15 protein-coding genes and 1 tRNA gene are annotated in these 18,889 nt (G+C 69.0%); 8 read left to right on the top strand and 8 right to left on the bottom strand.

From position 1 onward, the window contains the following. Window positions 1-68: 68 nt before the first annotated feature. On the bottom strand, window positions 69-974 hold the full coding sequence (locus AB4Y75_RS11325; RefSeq protein WP_441435979.1) for a LysR family transcriptional regulator: 906 nt from the start codon (window positions 972-974) through the stop codon (window positions 69-71). A 72-nt stretch (window positions 975-1,046) separates the two neighbouring features. Here AB4Y75_RS11325 and AB4Y75_RS11330 point away from each other — a divergent pair, with 72 nt between their 5' ends. Both AB4Y75_RS11330 and poxB read left to right on the top strand, forming a co-directional pair. Next, window positions 1,047-2,066 (top strand): EamA family transporter, encoded by a 1,020-nt coding sequence (locus tag AB4Y75_RS11330; protein WP_441435980.1) that lies wholly within the window; start codon window positions 1,047-1,049, stop codon window positions 2,064-2,066. A gap of 181 nt (window positions 2,067-2,247) precedes the next feature. Continuing rightward, a complete protein-coding gene (gene poxB / locus AB4Y75_RS11335; protein ID WP_441435981.1) occupies window positions 2,248-3,972 on the top strand; it encodes a ubiquinone-dependent pyruvate dehydrogenase in 1,725 nt (574 codons plus the stop codon). A gap of 91 nt (window positions 3,973-4,063) precedes the next feature. On the opposite strand, the gene AB4Y75_RS11340 is transcribed toward poxB, so the two are convergent. After that, complete coding sequence (locus AB4Y75_RS11340) at window positions 4,064-4,597, bottom strand: CGNR zinc finger domain-containing protein (protein ID WP_441435982.1); 534 nt, start codon at window positions 4,595-4,597, stop codon at window positions 4,064-4,066. Between the two features lie 25 nt (window positions 4,598-4,622). Between AB4Y75_RS11340 and AB4Y75_RS11345 the strand changes: the two genes are divergently transcribed. After that, window positions 4,623-4,832 carry a hypothetical protein gene (locus AB4Y75_RS11345; RefSeq protein ID WP_441435983.1) on the top strand — a complete coding sequence of 70 codons (210 nt, stop codon included), beginning with the start codon at window positions 4,623-4,625 and terminating at the stop codon, window positions 4,830-4,832. 65 nt (window positions 4,833-4,897) lie between these two features. Here AB4Y75_RS11345 and AB4Y75_RS11350 read toward each other — a convergent pair whose 3' ends face one another. Then, window positions 4,898-5,506 (bottom strand): NAD(P)-dependent oxidoreductase, encoded by a 609-nt coding sequence (locus tag AB4Y75_RS11350; protein ID WP_441435984.1) that lies wholly within the window; start codon window positions 5,504-5,506, stop codon window positions 4,898-4,900. An 89-nt stretch (window positions 5,507-5,595) separates the two neighbouring features. Between AB4Y75_RS11350 and AB4Y75_RS11355 the strand changes: the two genes are divergently transcribed. Beyond that, a complete protein-coding gene (locus AB4Y75_RS11355; RefSeq protein ID WP_441435985.1) occupies window positions 5,596-5,964 on the top strand; it encodes a winged helix-turn-helix transcriptional regulator in 369 nt (122 codons plus the stop codon). Window positions 5,965-5,993: 29 nt separating this feature from the next. On the opposite strand, the gene AB4Y75_RS11360 is transcribed toward AB4Y75_RS11355, so the two are convergent. The 3 genes from AB4Y75_RS11360 to AB4Y75_RS11370 form a co-directional block, all read right to left on the bottom strand. Then, window positions 5,994-6,608, bottom strand: a complete 615-nt coding sequence (locus AB4Y75_RS11360) for a dihydrofolate reductase family protein (RefSeq protein ID WP_441435986.1) — start codon at window positions 6,606-6,608, stop codon at window positions 5,994-5,996. Window positions 6,609-6,717: 109 nt separating this feature from the next. After that, entirely contained in the window at window positions 6,718-8,175 is a 1,458-nt protein-coding gene (locus AB4Y75_RS11365) for an amino acid permease (RefSeq protein WP_441435987.1), read from the bottom strand. Window positions 8,176-8,414: 239 nt separating this feature from the next. Further along, the gene (locus AB4Y75_RS11370) at window positions 8,415-9,830 is read right to left on the bottom strand and encodes a phosphomannomutase/phosphoglucomutase (RefSeq protein WP_441435988.1); all 1,416 of its coding nucleotides are present in this window, start codon (window positions 9,828-9,830) and stop codon (window positions 8,415-8,417) included. Window positions 9,831-9,898: 68 nt separating this feature from the next. Here AB4Y75_RS11370 and AB4Y75_RS11375 point away from each other — a divergent pair, with 68 nt between their 5' ends. From AB4Y75_RS11375 to AB4Y75_RS11385, 3 genes are all read left to right on the top strand, one after another. Beyond that, window positions 9,899-10,321 (top strand): DUF6157 family protein, encoded by a 423-nt coding sequence (locus tag AB4Y75_RS11375; RefSeq protein ID WP_441435989.1) that lies wholly within the window; start codon window positions 9,899-9,901, stop codon window positions 10,319-10,321. Between the two features lie 134 nt (window positions 10,322-10,455). Then, the gene (locus tag AB4Y75_RS11380; protein WP_441435990.1) at window positions 10,456-12,618 is read left to right on the top strand and encodes a RecQ family ATP-dependent DNA helicase; all 2,163 of its coding nucleotides are present in this window, start codon (window positions 10,456-10,458) and stop codon (window positions 12,616-12,618) included. 74 nt (window positions 12,619-12,692) lie between these two features. Further along, window positions 12,693-14,180 (top strand): alpha-L-fucosidase, encoded by a 1,488-nt coding sequence (locus tag AB4Y75_RS11385; protein WP_441435991.1) that lies wholly within the window; start codon window positions 12,693-12,695, stop codon window positions 14,178-14,180. A 189-nt stretch (window positions 14,181-14,369) separates the two neighbouring features. On the opposite strand, the gene AB4Y75_RS11390 is transcribed toward AB4Y75_RS11385, so the two are convergent. Together AB4Y75_RS11390 and AB4Y75_RS11395 are read right to left on the bottom strand one after the other, a co-directional pair. Next, a tRNA-Ser gene (locus AB4Y75_RS11390) sits at window positions 14,370-14,461 on the bottom strand. A gap of 169 nt (window positions 14,462-14,630) precedes the next feature. Continuing rightward, window positions 14,631-16,703 carry a prolyl oligopeptidase family serine peptidase gene (locus AB4Y75_RS11395; protein WP_441435992.1) on the bottom strand — a complete coding sequence of 691 codons (2,073 nt, stop codon included), beginning with the start codon at window positions 16,701-16,703 and terminating at the stop codon, window positions 14,631-14,633. A 110-nt stretch (window positions 16,704-16,813) separates the two neighbouring features. Here AB4Y75_RS11395 and AB4Y75_RS11400 point away from each other — a divergent pair, with 110 nt between their 5' ends. Then, window positions 16,814-18,889: an FAD/NAD(P)-binding protein gene (locus tag AB4Y75_RS11400; RefSeq protein WP_441435993.1), complete on the top strand. Its 2,076-nt coding sequence runs from the start codon at window positions 16,814-16,816 to the stop codon at window positions 18,887-18,889.

The raw sequence follows: 18,889 nt of genomic DNA on the forward strand, positions 1-18,889 counted from the left end.
CGGGGGTGGCGCGTCGCGTCCCGGTCGCGCGGTGAGCCTTCCGCCGAAGCCGCCGTGCGTCGTCGTGCTCACGTCCAGGCGGCGTCCGCCGCTTCGTGCAGGAGGCGGACGAGTAGCTGAACCCCCGGGCTTGCAGACATGGTGTGGCGGTACGCCGCCGAAACCGAGCGGTGCGCCTGCTCCCCGGAGAGCGGCCTGGCGACGACTCCGGCGGGCAGCGCACCCCGGCCCAGGCGGGGCACGAAGGCGAGCGCGAGTCCCCGCGCCACGAACTCCAGATGGGTGGCGAAATCCGGGTCGATGTAGGCGATGCGCGGGGTGGCCCCCTCGCTCGCCAGCAGCCGCAGAAGTGCCTCGTGGCAGATGGCTCCGCGCGGCTGTGAGCACCAGGTCTCCTGCAGCAGTTCGGCGCGGGGGACGGCGTCGAGTCCGGCCAGGCGATGTGTGGAGGGCAGGATGATGTCCGCCACGTCGTCGCAGAGCGGCTCCCGCACGACGTTCCCGGGGATCTCCAGGGCCACGGAGTTCCAGTCGTGGATGACCGCGAGATCCACGTCCCCGTGGGACACCTTGCCGACCGCCTCGGCCGGATCCACGGCCACCACCTCCAGGCGCATCTCCGGCGCCTCTTCGGCCAGCCGCTCCGCCACGTGGACCAGCAGGCCGCGGGCGGCGGTGGAGAAGCTCGCCACGGTGAAGGTGCCTTGAGGCTGTTCGCCGGACGTGAGGATCGACTCCATCTCCTCAAGCTCGGAGAGGATCCGGCCGCCGTGCTCGATCAGGGCCCTGCCTCGCTCGGTCAGGAGCACGCCGCGGCCCTGCCGTTCGAGGAGGGCGGCCTTCGAGTGGCGTTCGAGCTTCTTGATCTGCTGCGAGACGGCCGACGGGGTGAAGCCGAGTTCGGCGGCCGCAGCGGCCACGCTGCCGGTCCGGTGGACCGCGACGAGGGCCTGAAGCGCCTGAAGATCGATCATGCAGTGATGCTACCGAATTGACGATAGAAATCAATGCTGGTGCTTAAGTCTCGTGCGCGACAGGATGAGGACGTGAAAACCCGTCATGTCCTGCTGGCCCTGCTCGTCGCCGTCATCTGGGGCGTCAACTTCGTCGCGATCGACGTGGGTCTCCGTGACGTCCCGCCCCTGACGTTCGCGGCGCTGCGCTTCGCCCTGGTGGCGTTCCCCCTCATCCTGTTCGTGCCGCGCCCGAAGGTTCCCTGGTGGACCGTGGTGGGTGTGGGTCTGTTCATGAGTGCGGGGCATCTCGGCTTCATCTATCTGGCGATGCATCTCGGCTTGCCGTCCGGCCTCGCCCCGCTCATCCTGCAGAGCCAGGTGCTCTTCACGGTCCTGCTGGCCGCGGTGTTCCTCGGTGAGCGGCCCGGCACGATGCAGCTCCTGGGCATCGGGGCAGGTGTCCTGGGACTGGGTGTCGTGGTGCTGGGCCGGGGTGCTTCCGCGAACCTGCTGCCGTTGTTCCTGGGGCTGGCCGGGGGACTGTCCTGGGGTCTGGGCAACGTCGTGTCCCGCTCGGCGCGGGGAGCGAAGCCGTTCTCCCTGGTGGTGTGGTCCGCGGCCGTGGTGCCGGTGCCCCTGCTCGCGCTGTCGATGCTCCTGGACGGCCCGGCGGCCCCGGTTCGGGCACTGACCAGCATGACCCCTCTCGCCTGGGGTAGCACCCTCTTCACGGTCCTGGTGTCCACGCTTCTGGCGTTCACGGTCTGGAACAGCTTGCTGCAGACCTATCCCGCCGCGCAGGTGGCGCCCTTCACCCTCCTGGTTCCGCCCCTCGCGATGCTCGCCGGCTGGCTCGCGTTCGGCGAGATCCCCGGCGTCTGGGACCTGGTGGGCGGGGCGGTGCTGCTCGCGGGCGTGGCCCTCTCGCAGTCGCGTGGGATGCTGCGGTCCCGGCGGAATGGCACGACGGCGACGGCGACGGCGACGACGGCACCGGCCCGGGCGTCGGCCACGGTGACGGCGCCGGCCCAGGCGTCGGCCACGGCCGGGATGGCGCACGTCTCGCCTCCCGGAGGGGAGCGTGCCCCGGAGCCCGCCGGGCGGGGGTGACCCGGCGCGGCGGTGCCGGTCCGCGCGGAGGGTGGCGCCGTCGTCGTCGTGGGCTGGACCTGGACCGCCCGCCCGGCTGACCGTCCGCGTGGCGGGTGTCCAGCGCGTCACAGGGCACTGTGAGGAACGAGTCGCCCGGACGGGGTTCCGCGCGACGTTACCGGGCCGTAGGGTCGGACTCATGGCAACCATCGCAAAGAACATTGTCGACACCCTTGCCGCCAACGGCGTCCACCGCGTCTACGGCATCCCCGGTGACTCGCTGAACGGCTTCACCGACGCGCTCCGTGAGACGCCCTCCATCGAGTGGGTGCACGTCCGGCATGAGGAGGCTGCGGCCTTCGCAGCGGCGGCGGAAGCCGCGCTCACCGGCGAGCTTGCCGTGTGCGCGGGGTCCTGTGGCCCTGGCAATCTGCACCTCATCAACGGCCTCTACGACGCCAACCGGTCCCGGGTCCCCGTCCTGGCGATCGCGGCTCACATCCCCACCAGCGAGATCGGCTCCAACTACTTCCAGGAGACGCATCCGCAGGAGGTGTTCCGGGAGTGCAGCGTGTACGCCGAACAGGTCACGGACCCCTCGCAGATGCCCCGCATTCTGGACATCGCCATGCGGACGGCCATCGAGAAGCGCGGCGTGGCGGTCGTGGTGATCTCCGGCGACGTCGCGCTGGCGCAGGCCGCGAGCGACGCCGTCTCCGTGATCCGGCGCGCCGAGCCGCGGATCGTCCCCTCCGAGCCCGAACTCCAGGAGGCCGCGGGGATCTTGAACTCCGCGTCCAAGGTCACCATTCTGGCGGGCGCCGGGGTCCAGGGCGCCCATGACGAGGTGGTCGCGCTGGCGGATGCGCTCGGTGCTCCGATCGTGCATGCTCTGCGTGGCAAGGAATTCGTCGAATACGACAATCCGTTCGATGTCGGCATGACCGGCCTGCTCGGCTTCGCCTCCGGCTACCGTGCCATGGAGGACTGCGACGCCCTCCTCATGCTCGGGACCGATTTCCCGTATCAGCAGTTCTACCCGGACCACGCCAAGGTCATCCAGGTGGACGTGCGTGGTGAGCAGCTGGGCCGACGCACCCGGCTGGATCTCGGTCTGGTGGGCACGGTGCGGGACACGGCCCAGGCGCTGCTGCCCCTGCTGGAACGGAAGAAGGACCGTTCGCATCTGGACTCCGCGCGGAAGCACTACGTGAAGACCCGGGCCAAGCTGGACGAGCTGGCGAGCCCCACCCGCAAGGGCCAGCCGCTGCATCCGCAGTACGTGGCGCGCGTGGTGGACCGCCTGGCGGCCGACGACGCCGTGTTCACCGCGGATGTCGGTTCGCCGGTGGTGTGGGCCGCACGCTACCTGACCATGAACGGGAAGCGGCGCCTGATCGGTTCCTTCAACCATGGCAGCATGGCGAACGCCCTGGTCCACGGGATCGGCGCCGCGGCCCTGGACCCGGAGCGGCAGGTGGTGGCGCTCGCCGGCGACGGCGGTCTGACCATGCTGATGGGAGAACTCATCACGCTCACGCAGAACAAGCTTCCGGTCAAGCTGGTGGTCTTCAACAACTCCTCGCTGAACTTCGTGGAGCTGGAGATGAAGGCGGCGGGCTTCGTGAACTTCGGGACCGGGCTCTCCAATCCGAACTTCGCGGCGGTGGCCGAGGCGCTCGGGATCAAGGGCATCCGGGTGGAGAACGCCGAGGACCTGGAAGGAGCCGTGGCTGAGGCGCTCGCCCACGACGGCCCGGCGTTGATCGACGTCGTCACGGCGCGGCAGGAGCTGTCCGTGCCGCCCGCCATCTCCGTGGAGCAGGCCAAGGGCTTCGCGCTGTACGCCCTGCGCACGGTCATGTCCGGCCGTGGCGACGAGCTGCTGGATCTGGCCCGGACCAATTGGCGGCAGCTCTTCTAACCGCCCGCTCTCCCCGCGAGGGAACAGTTCGTGCCCGTAAAATGCTGTTTTGCGGGCACGAACTGTTCCCTCGCGGTGTCTGCGGCCTGAATCAGCGCCGCGCGGCGCGGTGGCGCCGGACGGCCGCGCGGTTCGCGCACCGCACCGAGCAGTACTTCTGGGTCCCGTTGCGGGAGACGTCGACGACGACGTTCCGGCATCCGCCCTCGACGGCGTCACCGGCAGCGCAGCGGGAGAGCCGGTGCATGCCGCGCGTGGTCAGGTGCAGGGCGGTGCCGACTGCGAAGACGGCCCGCAGGGTGCTGGCGAGTCCCTTGTCGTCGTCGCGATAGTGGAGATGCCAGCCCTCGCCGTCGTGGTCCGTCAGATGGGGGTAGGCGGCTTCGTCGGCCATGATGCCGTTCAGCAGGCGCGCCCGCGCGGGGCCGTCCGAGGCGTCGACCACCTCGAGCCACTCGTCCAGGGCGACCCGCAGCCTGGCGTGGTCCCCGGGTTCTTCCGGGACGTCCATGGTCATGCCGAAATCGCGGGTGCGTGCCACGATGCCGTCGCGGTCGGCCGGCCAGTCGTTCGCGAGGGATCCGGCCAGGAGGACGGCATACTCTCCGTAAGGGTTGAGATGCATAAGGCCATTACATCAGGCTGGATCCATGGACACCAGAACCGCTTCCCAGCCGGCCGTGCAGGCTGCCACTCATGACCATCTCTGGGCCGTGCGCTCGCGGCACCCGGGCTCCGAAGGTGTGGTGCTGTATGAGAAATGCGAGGGCTGCGGCTCCTGGCGCATCGAGCTGCTGGAAGACCGCTACCTCCTGCCCGAGGTGCTGCATGCGCCTCGGGTTTCGCGAGGGAACAGTTGAGGCCCCCACCCGGCTCGGGTGGGGGCCTCAACTGTTCCCTCGCGAAGGTCGCGGAGGGGTGGGGATCAGTTGGCGGCGTTGAAACGCGCGCGGCGGAACTGCGGGTTCTCGATCTCGTCGAGGGCGGCCACGGCGAAGTCCTGGGTGGAGATGAAGGGGCCCGCGATCGAGTCGCGCTCCACGTGGTACTTGCCGGTGCGCTCGCCCGGGGCGATCTCGGGAGCGGGGGACTGCATGGTCCAGTCCAGGCCCTCAGGAGCATTCTCGTACAGGCCGAGGATGGTGGTGAAGCTCTGCGCCTCGGCGCGGTAGGCCTCCGGGAAGCCCATGGCGTCGACCAGGCGGGTGGTGGCATCGGCCATCAGGGAGCCGGCGCCGCCGACCACGTAGACGCGGGCGTCCGGCTGCGCGGCGATGAGGTCGCGGTGAGCCTGCAGGATCGGCTCGTGGGAGTCGCCGTTGCGCGGGGTGGGGATGGAGATCACGACGACGTCGTTCTCCTGGGCGAGGCGCTCGAGAGCCGCGGTGTCGCTGAACTCGGCGGCGACGGCGGTGGCGCCGTCGACCTCGACACCCTGGCGGGTCACGGCGGTGACCTCGTGGCCGCGGCTGAGAGCCTCGTTGACGATCTGGCTTCCGACCATTCCGGTGGCACCGTAGACGGCGATCTTCATGATGTCCTCATTTCTGTAGCTGATGTGCTGGCTGATGACTCAACAGTATCCATTGGAAAGCAAGTACTTCAACGTCATATAGTTACCTTATGGATACTTTGCCCTTCGACGTCATGGATCAGAACTGCCCCTCGCGCCTGGTCCTGCAGCGCATCGGGGACAAGTGGACCCCGCTCATCTTCCAGGCGCTCAAGGGTGGCGCGCGGCGTTTCGGCGAGATCCGCCAGGCCGTGGACGGCGTCAGCCCCAAAGTGCTGACCCAGTCCCTCCGGGCGCTCGAACGGGACGGACTGGTGGACCGCGAAGTGTTCGCGGAGGTGCCGGTGCGGGTCGAGTACCGCCTCACATCCCTCGGCGAAGGCCTGCTCGGGCCTCTGGATGCGGTGCGCGTCTGGGCGGAGGCGCACGCCGGACAGATCCTCGCCGCCCGGGACGCCTACGACGACGCCGAGCAGTAGTTCCTGCGGCGGTTCACCAGTGCACGGGCTCACCGCACCACGCGGTACCGCACGTGCGTCGTGAGCGGAGAGCCCGCCGTCTCGAGGATCTCCAGGCGATAGCCGGAGGAGTCGGCGGGGAAGATCGATTCGCCCCCGCCGAGCACCACCGGCGAGATGTCCAGCGTCAGTTCGTCCAGCTCGCCGGCCTCCAGCGCCTGCCGCACGGCCGACGCGCCTCCTGCGATGTCGACGTCGCCGTCGCCCGCTTCACGCGCGAGTTCGAGAGCGCGGCCGAAGCCCTCGGTGACGAAATGGAAGGTGGTGCCGCCTTCCATCTCGATCGGCTCGTGGGCATGGTGGGTCAGCACGAAGACGGGCGCGTGATACGGCGGCTCCTCACCCCACCAGCCGCGCCAGTCCGGCATGGTGTCCCAGGAACCGCGCACGGGGCCGAACATGTTCCGGCCCATGACGTACGCGCCGCGGGGGCGGAGAAGACGCGCGGTCCACTCGGCGTCGACCTCGTGGCGTTCCGCCTCGGGGCCGATGTGCCACTGGTGCAGCAGCGGCCCGCCGACGCCGAGGGGGTTCTCCAGGCTCTGGTCCGGCCCGGCGACGAAACCGTCCAGGGATACCGACATGTGTGCTGTGGTGAAGGTCATGGCACCATCGCATCACGGACGGGGCCTCAGGAGAAGGGGGCCGGACGGAGAAGCCCTCCCGCGCGGGATCTGCGGAGAGGGCTTCCACGCGACGGGACGTCGGGGGGCGTCAGCGTGCGCTGCGCGCCACCGCCGGAGAGTCCGCGTCCTCGGCGGCGTCGACCACCGGGAGCATGCCGGTCTCATCGACCAGCTCGATGCGGTTCCGGCCGGAGCCCTTGATGAAGAGGAAGTACACCGCGGTCAGGATCGCGATCCACAGCGCGCCGATCAGGAGCGCCGGCTGCGAGTCCGGCATGACGCCGATCATCACGATCACGAACACGATGAAGGCGATCGCCAGGTAGCTGCCCATCGGCCACAGGGGGATGGGAAACTCGGAGGGGAGCTTGCCGTCGCGCTTGATCTCGGCCTTCATCCGGACGTGGGAGATCAGGATGACCAGCCACACCACCACGGTGGCGAACGTGGCCAGGGCGGCGATCAGGAAGAAGATCTGGTCGTGGAACCAGATGTTCAGCAGCACGCCGACCAGCAGGGAGGCCACCATGGCGAGGACGGTCAGGAACGGGACACCGCTCTTGCTGGTCTTCATGAAGGCCTTCGGGGCCTGGCCCTGCTGCGCCAGGCCGTGCAGCATGCGCCCTGCGCCGAAGATGTCCGCGTTGATCGCGGACAGTGCTGACGTGATGACGACGGCGTTGAGCACGTGAGCGGCGCCGGTCAGGCCCAGCGAGCTGAAGATGGAGACGAAGGGGCTGGCCTCGCCGTCGATGGTGTTCCACGGCTGAAGCGTCATGATGATGCCCAGCGTCAGAATGTAGAAGAAGAGGATGCGCAGGGGCACCGAGTTGATGGCCTTGGGGATGACCTTCTTGGGATCCTGGGCCTCGCCCGCGGTGATGCCGATGACCTCGGTGCCGCCGAAGGCGAACATGACGATGGTGAACGAGCTGATCAGGCCCCAGATGCCGGTGGGCGTGAACCCGCCGTGGTCCCAGAGATTGTGCAGACCGGCGGCGTTCTCGTGCTGGTTGTTCAGGCCGAAGAGGATGATGGCGACACCGCCCACGATCATCGCCACGATCGCCGTGATCTTGATGATGGAGAACCAGAATTCCAGCTCACCGAACACCTTGACGCTCACGAGGTTGACCGCGGCGATGATGAACACGGCGGAGAGGATCCAGACCCAGCGTTCCACGTTGGGGAACCAGAACCCCATGTAGACGCCGAACGCGGTGACGTCCGCCAGCGCTACGACGAACATCTCGAAGACGTACGTCCAGCCGGTCAGGAAGCCGGAGAACGGACCGAGATACCGGGAGGCGTACTGGCCGAAGGACCCGGCCACGGGGTGCCGGACCGCCATCTCGCCCAGGGCGCGCATGACCATGAACACGACGGCGCCGCCCACCAGGTAGGCGAGCAGGACGGCTGGTCCGGCCGCCTGGATGGCGGCGGAGGATCCGTAGAACAGGCCGGTCCCGATCGCGGATCCGAGGGCGATGAAGCGGATGTGGCGGGCGTTGAGGCCTCGTCGCAATCCGGTGCTGGATGAAGTCATGGGCACGATCTCCTTTGAACGTGTGGGCCGTGAAAGCTCTCACACCAGGACATCGCACGAGGGCGACGCCGGAGGCCTTGTGACGGGCGGCACTGTCCGGGATATCAGACTGGGGGTTTGTGACGACCGGCTGACGTGCGAGTGGGGCCTGTTTCCAGGCCCCACTCGGGAGGTTGCGGTCCGGCCGGGACTGACGCTGACGCTGTGGAGCCTCAGCGCGGGCCTGCGGCCGGCTGCGGTCAGCGGCGGACGAGTGCCAGGACGCGGTCCCGGATCTTCGCCATGGTCTCGGCGTCCTTCGCCTCGGCGTTCAGCCGCAGGAAGGGCTCCGTGTTGGACGGGCGCAGGTTGAACCACCAGGAGCCGTCCGGCGCGCTGAAGGTGCTGCCGTCCATGGTGTCCTCGGTGACGCCTTCACCCTCGAAATCGGCCCGGACACGTGCCACGGCGCCGGCCTTGTCCTCGATCTCCGAGTTGATCTCGCCGGAGGAGACGTACGGCTCATACTCGCGGGCCAGCTCGGACAGCGGGGCATCCTGTTCGCCGAGTGCGGCCAGTACGTGCATGGCGGCCAGCATGCCGGTGTCGGCGTTGAAGAAGTCACGGAAGTAGAAGTGCGCCGAGTGCTCGCCGCCGAATACTGCGCCCTCCTCGGCCATGACGGCCTTGATGAAGGAGTGGCCCACGCGCGTGCGGACCGCGCGGCCGCCGTCGTGCTCGATCAGTTCGGGCACCGCGAGGGAGGTGAGCAGATTGTGGATGATGACCGGTGACTCCTCGCCCAGGGCCTTGGCGCGCGCGATCTCGCGGCGGGCGACCATTCCCGTGATGGCGGAGGGGGAGACGGGCTCGCCCTGCTCGTCGACCACGAAGCAGCGGTCCGCGTCGCCGTCGAAGGCCAGACCGATGTCCGCGCCGTGCTCCACCACGGCCTTCTGCAGGTCCACCAGGTTCTCCGGCTCGAGCGGGTTGGCCGGGTGGTTGGGGAAGGTCCCGTCCAGCTCGAAGTACAGGGGGGTGATGTCCAGGGGCAGCGGGCTCAGCAGCTCGGAGCCGAGCACCGCGGGGGTGGTCAGGCCGGCCATGCCGTTGCCCGCGTCCACCACGACCTTCAGGGGACGGATCCCCGAGAGATCGACCAGCTTGCGGAGGTACTCGGAGTAGTCCTTCAGGACGTCCCGCTCGGTGATGGTGCCGGTTGATTCGACGGCCGGGATGACTCCGGCGGCCAGGTACTCCTCGGCCACGCGCTGGATCTCCTGCAGGCCGGTCTCCGAGGAGATCGGCACGGCGCCGGCCTTGGCCATCTTGATGCCGTTGTATGCGGCGGGGTTGTGGCTGGCGGTGAACGTGGCTCCCGCGGCGTCCAGCGCGCCACACGCGAAGTAGAGCTCGTCCGTGGAGATGAGGCCCAGGAGCTGCGGGTCGGCGCCACGGGCCGCGGCGCCCTCGGCGAACTTCTGAGCGAACTCGGGGGAGGACGGGCGCATGTCACCGCCCACCAGGATGGTCTGTCCGGCCAGGCCCAGAACATCGACGAAGGCGGCGCCGACGGCCTCCACGATCTCGGCCGTGATGGTCTCGCCCACCAGGCCACGCACGTCGTAGGCCTTGAAAGACGGGGAAAGGTCGATGCTCTGCTGCTTTTCAGTCACCCGCCTAGTTTACGTAGACGCCTGCGGTTTTTCTTCTCCTGTGGATGACCGCACGGCACAATGGCGTGATGAAGACTGTGGATGGGCACACCACCGACTACCGGGCCACCTTCATCGAGGTCGCCGAAGACTGCCCGGTCGCGTCTGCGGAGGTCCCGACGGCCCGGGCGAAGCCCACGGTGGCGCAGCGGCAGTTCGAGCTCATCGACGAGGCTCCGTACGAGCTGACCTCGGACGACGTCCTGTTCCGGGTTCATGCCGAACGGGCCGGCATTCCACCGGAGGAGTGGCCGGAGGCGAGGGCGGCGTTCTTTTCGAAGGGGCAGCCCTGCCTGCGCGCGTCGCCGCTGGGCAAGCGGTACGGCTGGGGCATCCACCACGACGACGACGGCCACGTGGCCCTGGTGCCCCTCGGTTCGGAGCGCTACGCGGAGCTCGCCGCGGACCCCCGAGTGCAGCACGTGCGCGCCATGCGGAGTTCGCGGGGCTGAGCTCGCGGGGCTGAGGGGAACGGGTGTTTCCGGCGGAGGTGCCGGAAGGCTGGTGAGTCCAGGGAAGGTGTCCTTGTCCACATACGCGGCCTCGTGTGGCGACCGTCCGGAGGCCGTGGGGAATACTGGGAACCATGGCTGAGACGAACGCGGTGCACACCCGGAGCGGAACCTACCAGGAGGCTGTGGGGGTCCTGCGGGACCTGGTGAACAACCCCCGGGCCGAGTTCCACGAGGGGCAGTTCGAAGCCATCGAGGCTCTGGTCGACCACGGCCGTCGCGCCCTGGTCGTGCAGCGCACCGGCTGGGGCAAGTCGGCCGTGTACTTCGTGGCCTCCCTGCTGCTGCGGCGCCGTGGGGCCGGACCAACACTGATCGTCTCGCCGCTGCTCGCCCTGATGCGGGACCAGGTCGAAGCCGCCGCCCGCGCGGGGGTGCGGGCCGTGGCGATCAACTCCGCCAATCAGCTCGACTGGGAGGACGTCTCCGCCCGCCTGGCCGCGGATGAGGTGGATGTGCTGCTGGTCTCCCCGGAACGGCTGGTCAACCCGGCCTTCCGGGAGCGTGAGCTGCCCGAGCTGATCCGCCGCACGGGGCTTCTGGTGGTGGACGAGGCTCACTGCATCTCCGACTGGGGGCACGATTTCCGCCCGGACTACCGGCGGATCGCGGACCTGATCCGTCAATTGCCCGGCACCGTTCCCGTGCTGGCGACCACGGCCACCGCCAATTCGCGCGTGGTGCATGACATCGAAGAGCAGCTGGGCACGGACGTCCTGACCATCCGGGGCACTCTGGGACGCGACTCGCTCCGGCTGGGCGTCCTGAAACTTCCGGACAACACGGCGCGGCTCGCCTGGCTCGCCGAGCACCTCAAGGATCTGCCCGGAAGCGGCATCATCTACACCCTCACCGTCTCGGCGGCGGAGGAGACGGCCCGGATGCTGTCCGAACGCGGTTATGACGTCCTGTCCTACAGCGGGAAGACGGATACCGCGGAACGTGAACTCGCGGAACAGCGGCTGAAAGACAACCAGGTCAAGGCCCTGGTGGCCACGTCCGCGCTGGGAATGGGCTTCGACAAGCCGGACCTCGGCTTCGTCGTCCACCTCGGGGCCCCCAGCTCACCCGTGGCGTACTACCAGCAGGTGGGCCGTGCCGGACGTGGTGGCGCCAATGCGGATGTCCTTCTGCTGCCGGGCGCGGAGGACCGGGAGATCTGGAAGTACTTCGCCACGGCGTCCATGCCGGAACGGGACAAGGCCATGGCGGTCCTGGACGCCCTGGAGACCTCTCCCAAACCGTTGTCGAGTCCGGCGCTGGAGCCCCGGGTCGATCTGGGACGCTCGCGCCTGGAACTCCTGCTGAAGGTCCTGGCCGTGGACGGAGCCGTGGAACGGGTCCAGGGAGGCTGGCGGTCCACCGGCAAGGGCTGGTTCTACGACGCCGAACGGTACGCGCGCATCGCCGAGGCCCGGGTGCAGGAACAGGACCTCATGGTGATCTACCAGGAGACCGCCGGATGCCGGATGGAATTCATCACCTCGGTCCTGGACGACCCGGATGCCCATGCCTGCGGGCGCTGCGACAATTGCGCGGGGCCCTGGTACCCCAGCGGAGTCAGCCGGGAGGCGCTCACCGCCGCCGCGGCGGAACTGGACAAGGTCGGCGCCGTGGTGGAGACCCGCTCCTTGTGGCCCACCGGAATGGACCGGCTCGGAGTCCCCGCGAAGGGCAAGATCCCGGCGGGGGAGGCGGTGTCGGAAGGCCGGGCGCTGGCGCGCCTGAGTGACCTGGGATGGGGTGGCCCGTTGCGGGAGGTTCTGGCTGAATCGGCCGAGGACGCGCCCGTCCGGGAGGACATGCTCCGGGCCTGTGTGGCCGTGCTCCGGGAATGGGGCCGTCCGGAGAACCCGCGCACTGAACCGTGGAGCGGACAGGGCAGGCCCCTGGCCGTGGTGTCCGTCCCGTCCCAGCGTCATCCGCAGCTGATCGAGTCGGTCGCCACCGGACTGGCGGGAGTCGGACGGATGCCGTACCTGGGCTCCCTCGGCATCCGGCACTCGATGAATGGCACGGGCCGGCGCGGCAACAGCGCCTACCGGCTCGCGGAGGTGTGGGACCGCTTCGGTCCGACACCCGCCATCGAGGAGTTCCTGGCCGGGAACCCCGGAGCCACCATCCTCCTCGTCGATGATTCGGTGGACACCCGGTGGACCGTGGTGGTGGCGGGACGCTCGCTCCGTCAGGCCGGTGCCGGGGCGGTGCTGCCCTTCGTCCTGGCCCTGGCCGGCTGAGCGTCGGCAGACTTATTCGCCCTTATTCGTCCCAAAGGGTGACGGGAACTGATTCAAGGTGAAGGATGGTGATCGTGACTGAGCACACTGTTTCCCCGCTCGACGAGAGCGACGCCGCCCTTCCCACCCTCAAACCCAGCCTGGCCGCCGGTGCCGTCGTCGACGCGCACGACCCCGGCTACAGCCAGCCGTCGGACCCCCTCAGCCGTGCCCGTCTCGAGGACTGGCAGGACCACAAGTTCGGCATCATCATGCACTGGGGGATCTACACCTCCCAGGGGCTGGGTGACAGCTGGACCCTGTGCCGCTCCCGGGACGAGGAGATGATGCTCCTTCCGTCCGGGTTCCAGGGGGACGACGACGGCTGGGAAGAGCAGTACAAGTCCGCGAGGACGGAGTTCACCGGCCAGGATTACGACCCGGAGGACTGGGCAGCGCTCGCCCGGGCGGCAGGCGCGAAGTACCTGGTGTTCACCTCCAAACACCACGACGGCTTCAACATGTTCGACACCGCGCACTCCGATTTCAAGGTCACTGCAGAGGACGTCCCGCTCGGCCGCGATGTCCTGGCCGAGACCTTTGAGGCCTTCCGCGCGCAGGGCCTGGAAACCGGCGTCTACTTCTCCAAGGCGGACTGGAATCACCCGGGCTACTGGTCGCCTGAGGGCACGACGGTGGACCGGTTCCACAACTACGATGCCGCCGCGGAGCCGGAGCGCTGGCAGAGTTTCGTGGACTTCACCCAGGCCCAGATCGAGGAGCTTCTCACCGGCTACGGTCCGGTGAACGTGCTCTGGCTGGATGCGGGCTGGGTGTTCGCCCCGTTCGAACCGATCGACATCGACCGGATCGCCACCAGGGCCCGCGAACTTCAGCCCGGAATCCTGGTGGTGGACCGCGAGGTCCACGGGCCGAACGAGGATTACCGGACCCCGGAACAGCGGATCCCGGATCACCGGCCGTCCTACCCCTGGGAATCCTGCGTGACCCTCTCCGAGAACTGGACCTCGCTGTCCCCGGACGAGCAGGCGAAGGACCCCCGCGAGGTCGTCGACATGCTGGTCAAAGTTGTGGCCCGGGGCGGCAACCTCCTCCTGGGCGTCGGGCCGGACCCCACCGGTGCCATCCCGCCGTCCATCCGGGCCGCCCTGGAAGTCATCGGAGCCTGGCTGTCCGAGTTCGGCCCGGCGCTGTACGGAACCCGCGCCGTCACCGAGGGGCTGGTCGTCGGCAACGGTCTCGCCGAGAGCTGGGAGGACGGCGGAACCACCTGGTGGCTGACCGAGACACCGGCGAAGACCGGGACGCCCGGACGGCTCAACCTGCTCACCCTGGACGGGCCCGTGTCCGGCCTGAGCATTCCCCTTGACCGGAGCGTCGGATCGGTCGACGCGCTCGGCGGAGCCGAGGTGGCCGAGTGGAACCAGGACGCCGACGGCTTTCTCAGCGTGACCCTGAGCGAGAGTGGCGAGGGGCTTGAAGGGCGCCCGGCGGAGGCGAGCGACGCTTCCGCGGAGGACGCTGCGCTGGGCGCGCGCGGCGTCGTCGTGTATTTCAGGTGACCGCGCACCGCGGCTGAGCGTGCTTTTCAGCCCCGCGGTCTCCCGCCGGGTTCGGGGGTTTGATCGTTCGACGGTGCATGCACGCACCTCGCTCGGAACGAATCCCCGAACTCGGCATCCGTTCGTGTCAACGAAACAGGGTCCTGTGTCAACGGAAAACAAAAGAGCCCCGGTTTCCCGGGGCTCGATTGGCGGAGACGGGGGGATTTGAACCCCCGGTCGAGTTTAACCCCGACCCTTCATTAGCAGTGAAGTCCATTCGGCCGCTCTGGCACGTCTCCTCGCTATTTGCTAGCCATGCAAGAGTACCGAAGCGCCCGCCGCAACGCAAAACGGAGCGGCCTCTCCCGCCGTCGTCCGCGGGACGGCCGCTGGACGGCGGCGGGGCGGGTTCCAGACCTGCCGGATCCCGCCCTGCCGTGCCCCATGATCACGAGGGGAAGCCGTTGATCAGCCCGGCAACTGACCGGTCAGCGCCTTCCACAGGAAGTGCTGATTGCGGGCCTGGAGCGCCGCAGCCTGCCGGTTGTCGGACGCCCCGGCATGGCCGCCCTCGATCGTCTCGTGGTACCAGACGTTCGGCACGCCCATCGCCTGCATCCGGGCCGCCATCTTCCGGGCCTGGACCGGCCCCACCCGGTCATCGGACGTGCTGGACCAGATGAAGGCGTGCGGGTAGTCGACGGCGTCGCGGAGCAGGTGATACGGGGAGAAGGTCTTGAGGAACTCCCACTGCTCCGGGTCCTCCGGGTCTCCGTATTCGGCGATCCAGGACGCGCCGGCCGAGAGCTTCGTGTACCGGCGCATGTCCAGCAGCGGGACACCGCAGGACACCGCCCCGAACAGCTCCGGGTACTGCGTGAGCATGTTCCCCACCAGGAGCCCACCGTTGGAGCCGCCCGCGCAGCCCAGGAAGCGGGGTGAGGTCACGTCGCGGTTCACCAGGTCCTTCGCGACGGCGGCGAAGTCCTCGTATGCGCGGTGACGCTTCTCCTGCAGCGCGGCCGTGTGCCAGGCGGGCCCGTACTCCCCGCCGCCGCGGATGTTCGCCACCACGTAGACGCCGCCGCGCTCCAGCCACGCACGGCCCACGGTGCCGCTGTACGCGGGAGTCCGGGAGATCTCGAAGCCGCCGTAACCGCTCAGCTGGGTGACGTTCTTCCCGTCCAGCACCAGGTCCTTGCGGGCCACCTGGAAGTACGGCACCCGGGTGCCGTCCGCGGAGACGGCGAAGTGCTGCTCCACGGCGTAGTCGTCCTCCTGGAAGAACGACGGCGCGCGCTTGACCTCGGCGTGCTCGCCGCCCACGGTGCCACGCGTCAGCGTCGTGGGCGTGAGGAAGCCGGTGGCCACGAGCCAGTAGTCATCCCCGTCGGACTCGTCCTCGTCATCCACGGCGTAGGCGTTGACGTCGTGCAGCGGAGGGCAGGCGTCCAGAAGGTCCGAGGGCCACGCGTCGCCCGGCGACGACGGGGGAGTGAGGACCCTGATCTGGGAGGACACGTCCACCAGCAGGTTCAGGAGCAGGTGATTCCGGGTCCAGCTGTAGGACTGCAGCGACGTCCGGGAATCCGGCTCGAACAGGACCGTCAGGGCGCGGGACCCGTCCAGCCAGTCGTCCAGCCGTGCCACCAGGAGCGAACCGGCGGCGAATTCGGTCCCGTCCACCGTCCACGGATCGCGCGGCCGGAACAGGATCCATTCATGGTGCCAGGCCGTGTTCACGGTCCCCGGCTTCTCGATCCGGACCCAGGCCCCGTCCCGCCACAGGGAGATCTCGTCGTTGAAGAAGTCCACACAGTCCACCGCGGCCAGCCGTTCGAAGCCGGGGGTGGAGTCCCGCGAGACGGAGGCGAGCATGTGGTCGTCCGGCACCTCGAAGAGCTGCTCCGCATCCGACAGCGGCGTGCCCCGGCGCCAGCGTGCGCTCGTCCGCGGATAGGAGGACTGCGTCGCGGGGCGACCCTCCGCCGTCGTGCTGACCAGGAGGGTGTTCTCGTCCTCCCAGCTCACGTGGCCCTTGGCCGTCGGCAGGACGAAACCGTCCGGCAGGAAGGCACGGGTCTCCAGGTCGAACTCGCGGTACGTGACCGCGTCGCCGCCGTCGGGGGAGAGCCCGATCATCGCGTGACGCCACTCCTCCCCGGGTTCCGGCCGGAGGAAGGTGGCGCCGTGCCAGACCCATTCGGCCCCCTCCTCAGCCGCGAGGGCGTCCACATCCAGCAGCACGTCCCAGTCCGGCTCGGCCGTCAGATAGCTCGCCCAGGAGGTCCGCCGCCACAGGCCCTTGGGGTGTTCCGCATCTCGCCAGAAGTTGTAGTACCACCGGCCTCGCTTGCCGACCATCGGGATCCGGTCGGTCGAGTCCAGGACCTCCAGGAGACGGTCCTCGAGCTCATGGAATTCGGTGTCGTCCAGAACCTCCTCGGTGCGCGCATTCTGCTCCCGGACCCAGGCGAGCGGCGCCTCTCCATGGATCTCTTCCAGCCAGATGTTCTCGTCCACCGCGTCATGTGCCGTCATGGATTCATCCTAGACAGAGGTCGTGGCGGTGGCCCGTCCGATGACGCGCCGGCACCTCCCGGCCCGGCCCGGCGGAGCCGCGGCGGGACCCCGCCCATTAGGCTTATCCCATGTCAGGGGATTCGGTGCGTCGTGTGGTGGTGATCGGTGCTGGGCCGCGCGGCAGCAGCGTCCTGGAGCGTCTGGCCGCCAACTGGAAGCAGCGCCGCGAAAACGGCGCGCTCGACGCCGGCGCCCGCCTCGAAGTGCACCTCGTGGACCCGTATCCGGCCGGTTCCGGTCACGTCTGGCAGCCCGATCAGTCGCGGCTGTTCCTCATGAACACTCAGAGTTTCTTCCCCACCCTCATCCCGGAGGACCCCGAACTGGCCCCTCCGCTGGCGGGCGGTAGCTTCAACCGCTGGCGTGCCTCGCTCGCCGCCGCGGCCGATGCGACTCCGGCGGACGGCGCTCTTCCGGACGACGGCGGGGCCGTCCCGAGCACGGACGGACAGTCCGGGGTGGACGGACAGTCCGGGCCGGCCGGACTCGGCCGGCTGAACGACGACGAGCGGGCCGAGCTGGCCGCCCTCGCGGAGGACACCTTTCCCAGCCGCGCGCTCTACGGCCGCTACCTCGAGGAGACGATCTCCGCCGTCGTCGGGAAGATCGGGAGCGACCCCCTGCTGGAGGGGTTCCACGTGGTCCAGCACCGGGCCGAGGCGCACGCCGTGCGCCGGACCGGAACGGCGGGATTCGTGGTCGAGCTCCATGAGGGGCGGATCGCCGCGGACCGCGTGGTCTTGGCCCTGGGCCACATTCCGGCGCAGCTCAATCCGGAACAGCGTGAGCTGTATCGGGCGGCGCAGGACCTGGGCCTGAGCTACTTCCCGCCCGCCTGCCCCGCCGACGTCGACTGGTCCCTGGTTCCGGGCGGCGAGCCCGTGCTCGTCCGTGGCATGGGACTGAACTTCTTCGACGTCATGGGGCAGCTCACCGAGGCCCGTGGCGGCCGTTTCGAGCGTCTCGATGGTGAACTGCACTACCTCCCGAGCGGGGATGAGCCGATCATCCACGCCGCCAGCCGTCGCGGTGGTCCGTACAAGGCGAAGGCGCAGATCTCGAGTTATTACCCGAAGGAACGCAGCCTCCGGTATCTCACCGAGTCGGCGATCCGGCGCTTCCGGCGGTCCGGGGTCAACCCCGGATTCGGGCACGATCTGTGGCCGCTGCTGCAACGGGACGTGCTCTGGGCCTACTACGACGCGCTGGTCACCTCCGATCCGAACGCGATCCGGGACGCCGCGGAGTTCCTCGACCAGCTCACAGAACTCCTCCGGCCCCACGCGCACAGCCCGGAGGACTGGATGGTCCCGGTCACGGCCCTGATCGAGCGGTGCGTGCCGGAGCGGCTGCGGCTGAACCTGCGATCGCTCGCCGCGCCCTTCGCGTTGCAGCGCTTCGAGTCCGCGGCCGATTTCGACGCGGCCGTGGTGCGCACACTCGACGAGGACGTGCGCCGTTCCGCCGCGGGGGAGAAGGACCCGGTCAAGAGCGCCGTTCTGATGCTGCATGCGGGCCGGTCCCTCCTCAAGGACGCGGTGGCCGACGGCGGCATCACCGAGGAGTCCTGGGTGACGGAGCTGCGCGGCCGTTTCGAGTCGCTCGTGGAAGGTCTGGCGAGCGGACCGCCCGCGCTGCGCATCGAGCAGCTGGCGGCCCTGGCCCGTGCAGGCGTGGTGCATTTCGTGGGTCCGGAACCGCGCTTCAGCGTGGACCGGACCGCCGGCCTGTTCCGTGCCTCCTCGCCCTGGGTGGACGGCAGCGAGGTCCGTGCCCGGGTCCTGGTGGAGGCTCTGGCTCCGGCCAACCGGGTGGCCGCCGCGGCGTCGCCCCTGCTGCGCCAGCTCCTCGAGGACGGCCTGGTCCGGACCCGGCTCATGATGCGGCCGGAGGGCGGCCCCACGGAGGCTTCCGGTCTGGACGTGGTGGCGCATCCATACCGTGCGGTGGCGGGCAATGATGAGGTGCAGGAGGATCTGCACGTGCTGAGCCTGCAGCTCTCCGCGGTGCAGTGGGGCGTGGCCATCGCCGCGGAAGCTTTCTCCTCCGGGCCCGACGGCGAGCCCGCCGAGCTGTTCCGCAGCGGGCAGCGCACCCTGCGGGACGCCGATGAGATCGCCCGGGCGGTCCTCGACACCTTCTGA

Source organism: Arthrobacter sp. RAF14, from assembly GCF_052114185.1.
Classification (GTDB): Bacteria; Actinomycetota; Actinomycetes; order Actinomycetales; family Micrococcaceae; genus Arthrobacter_E.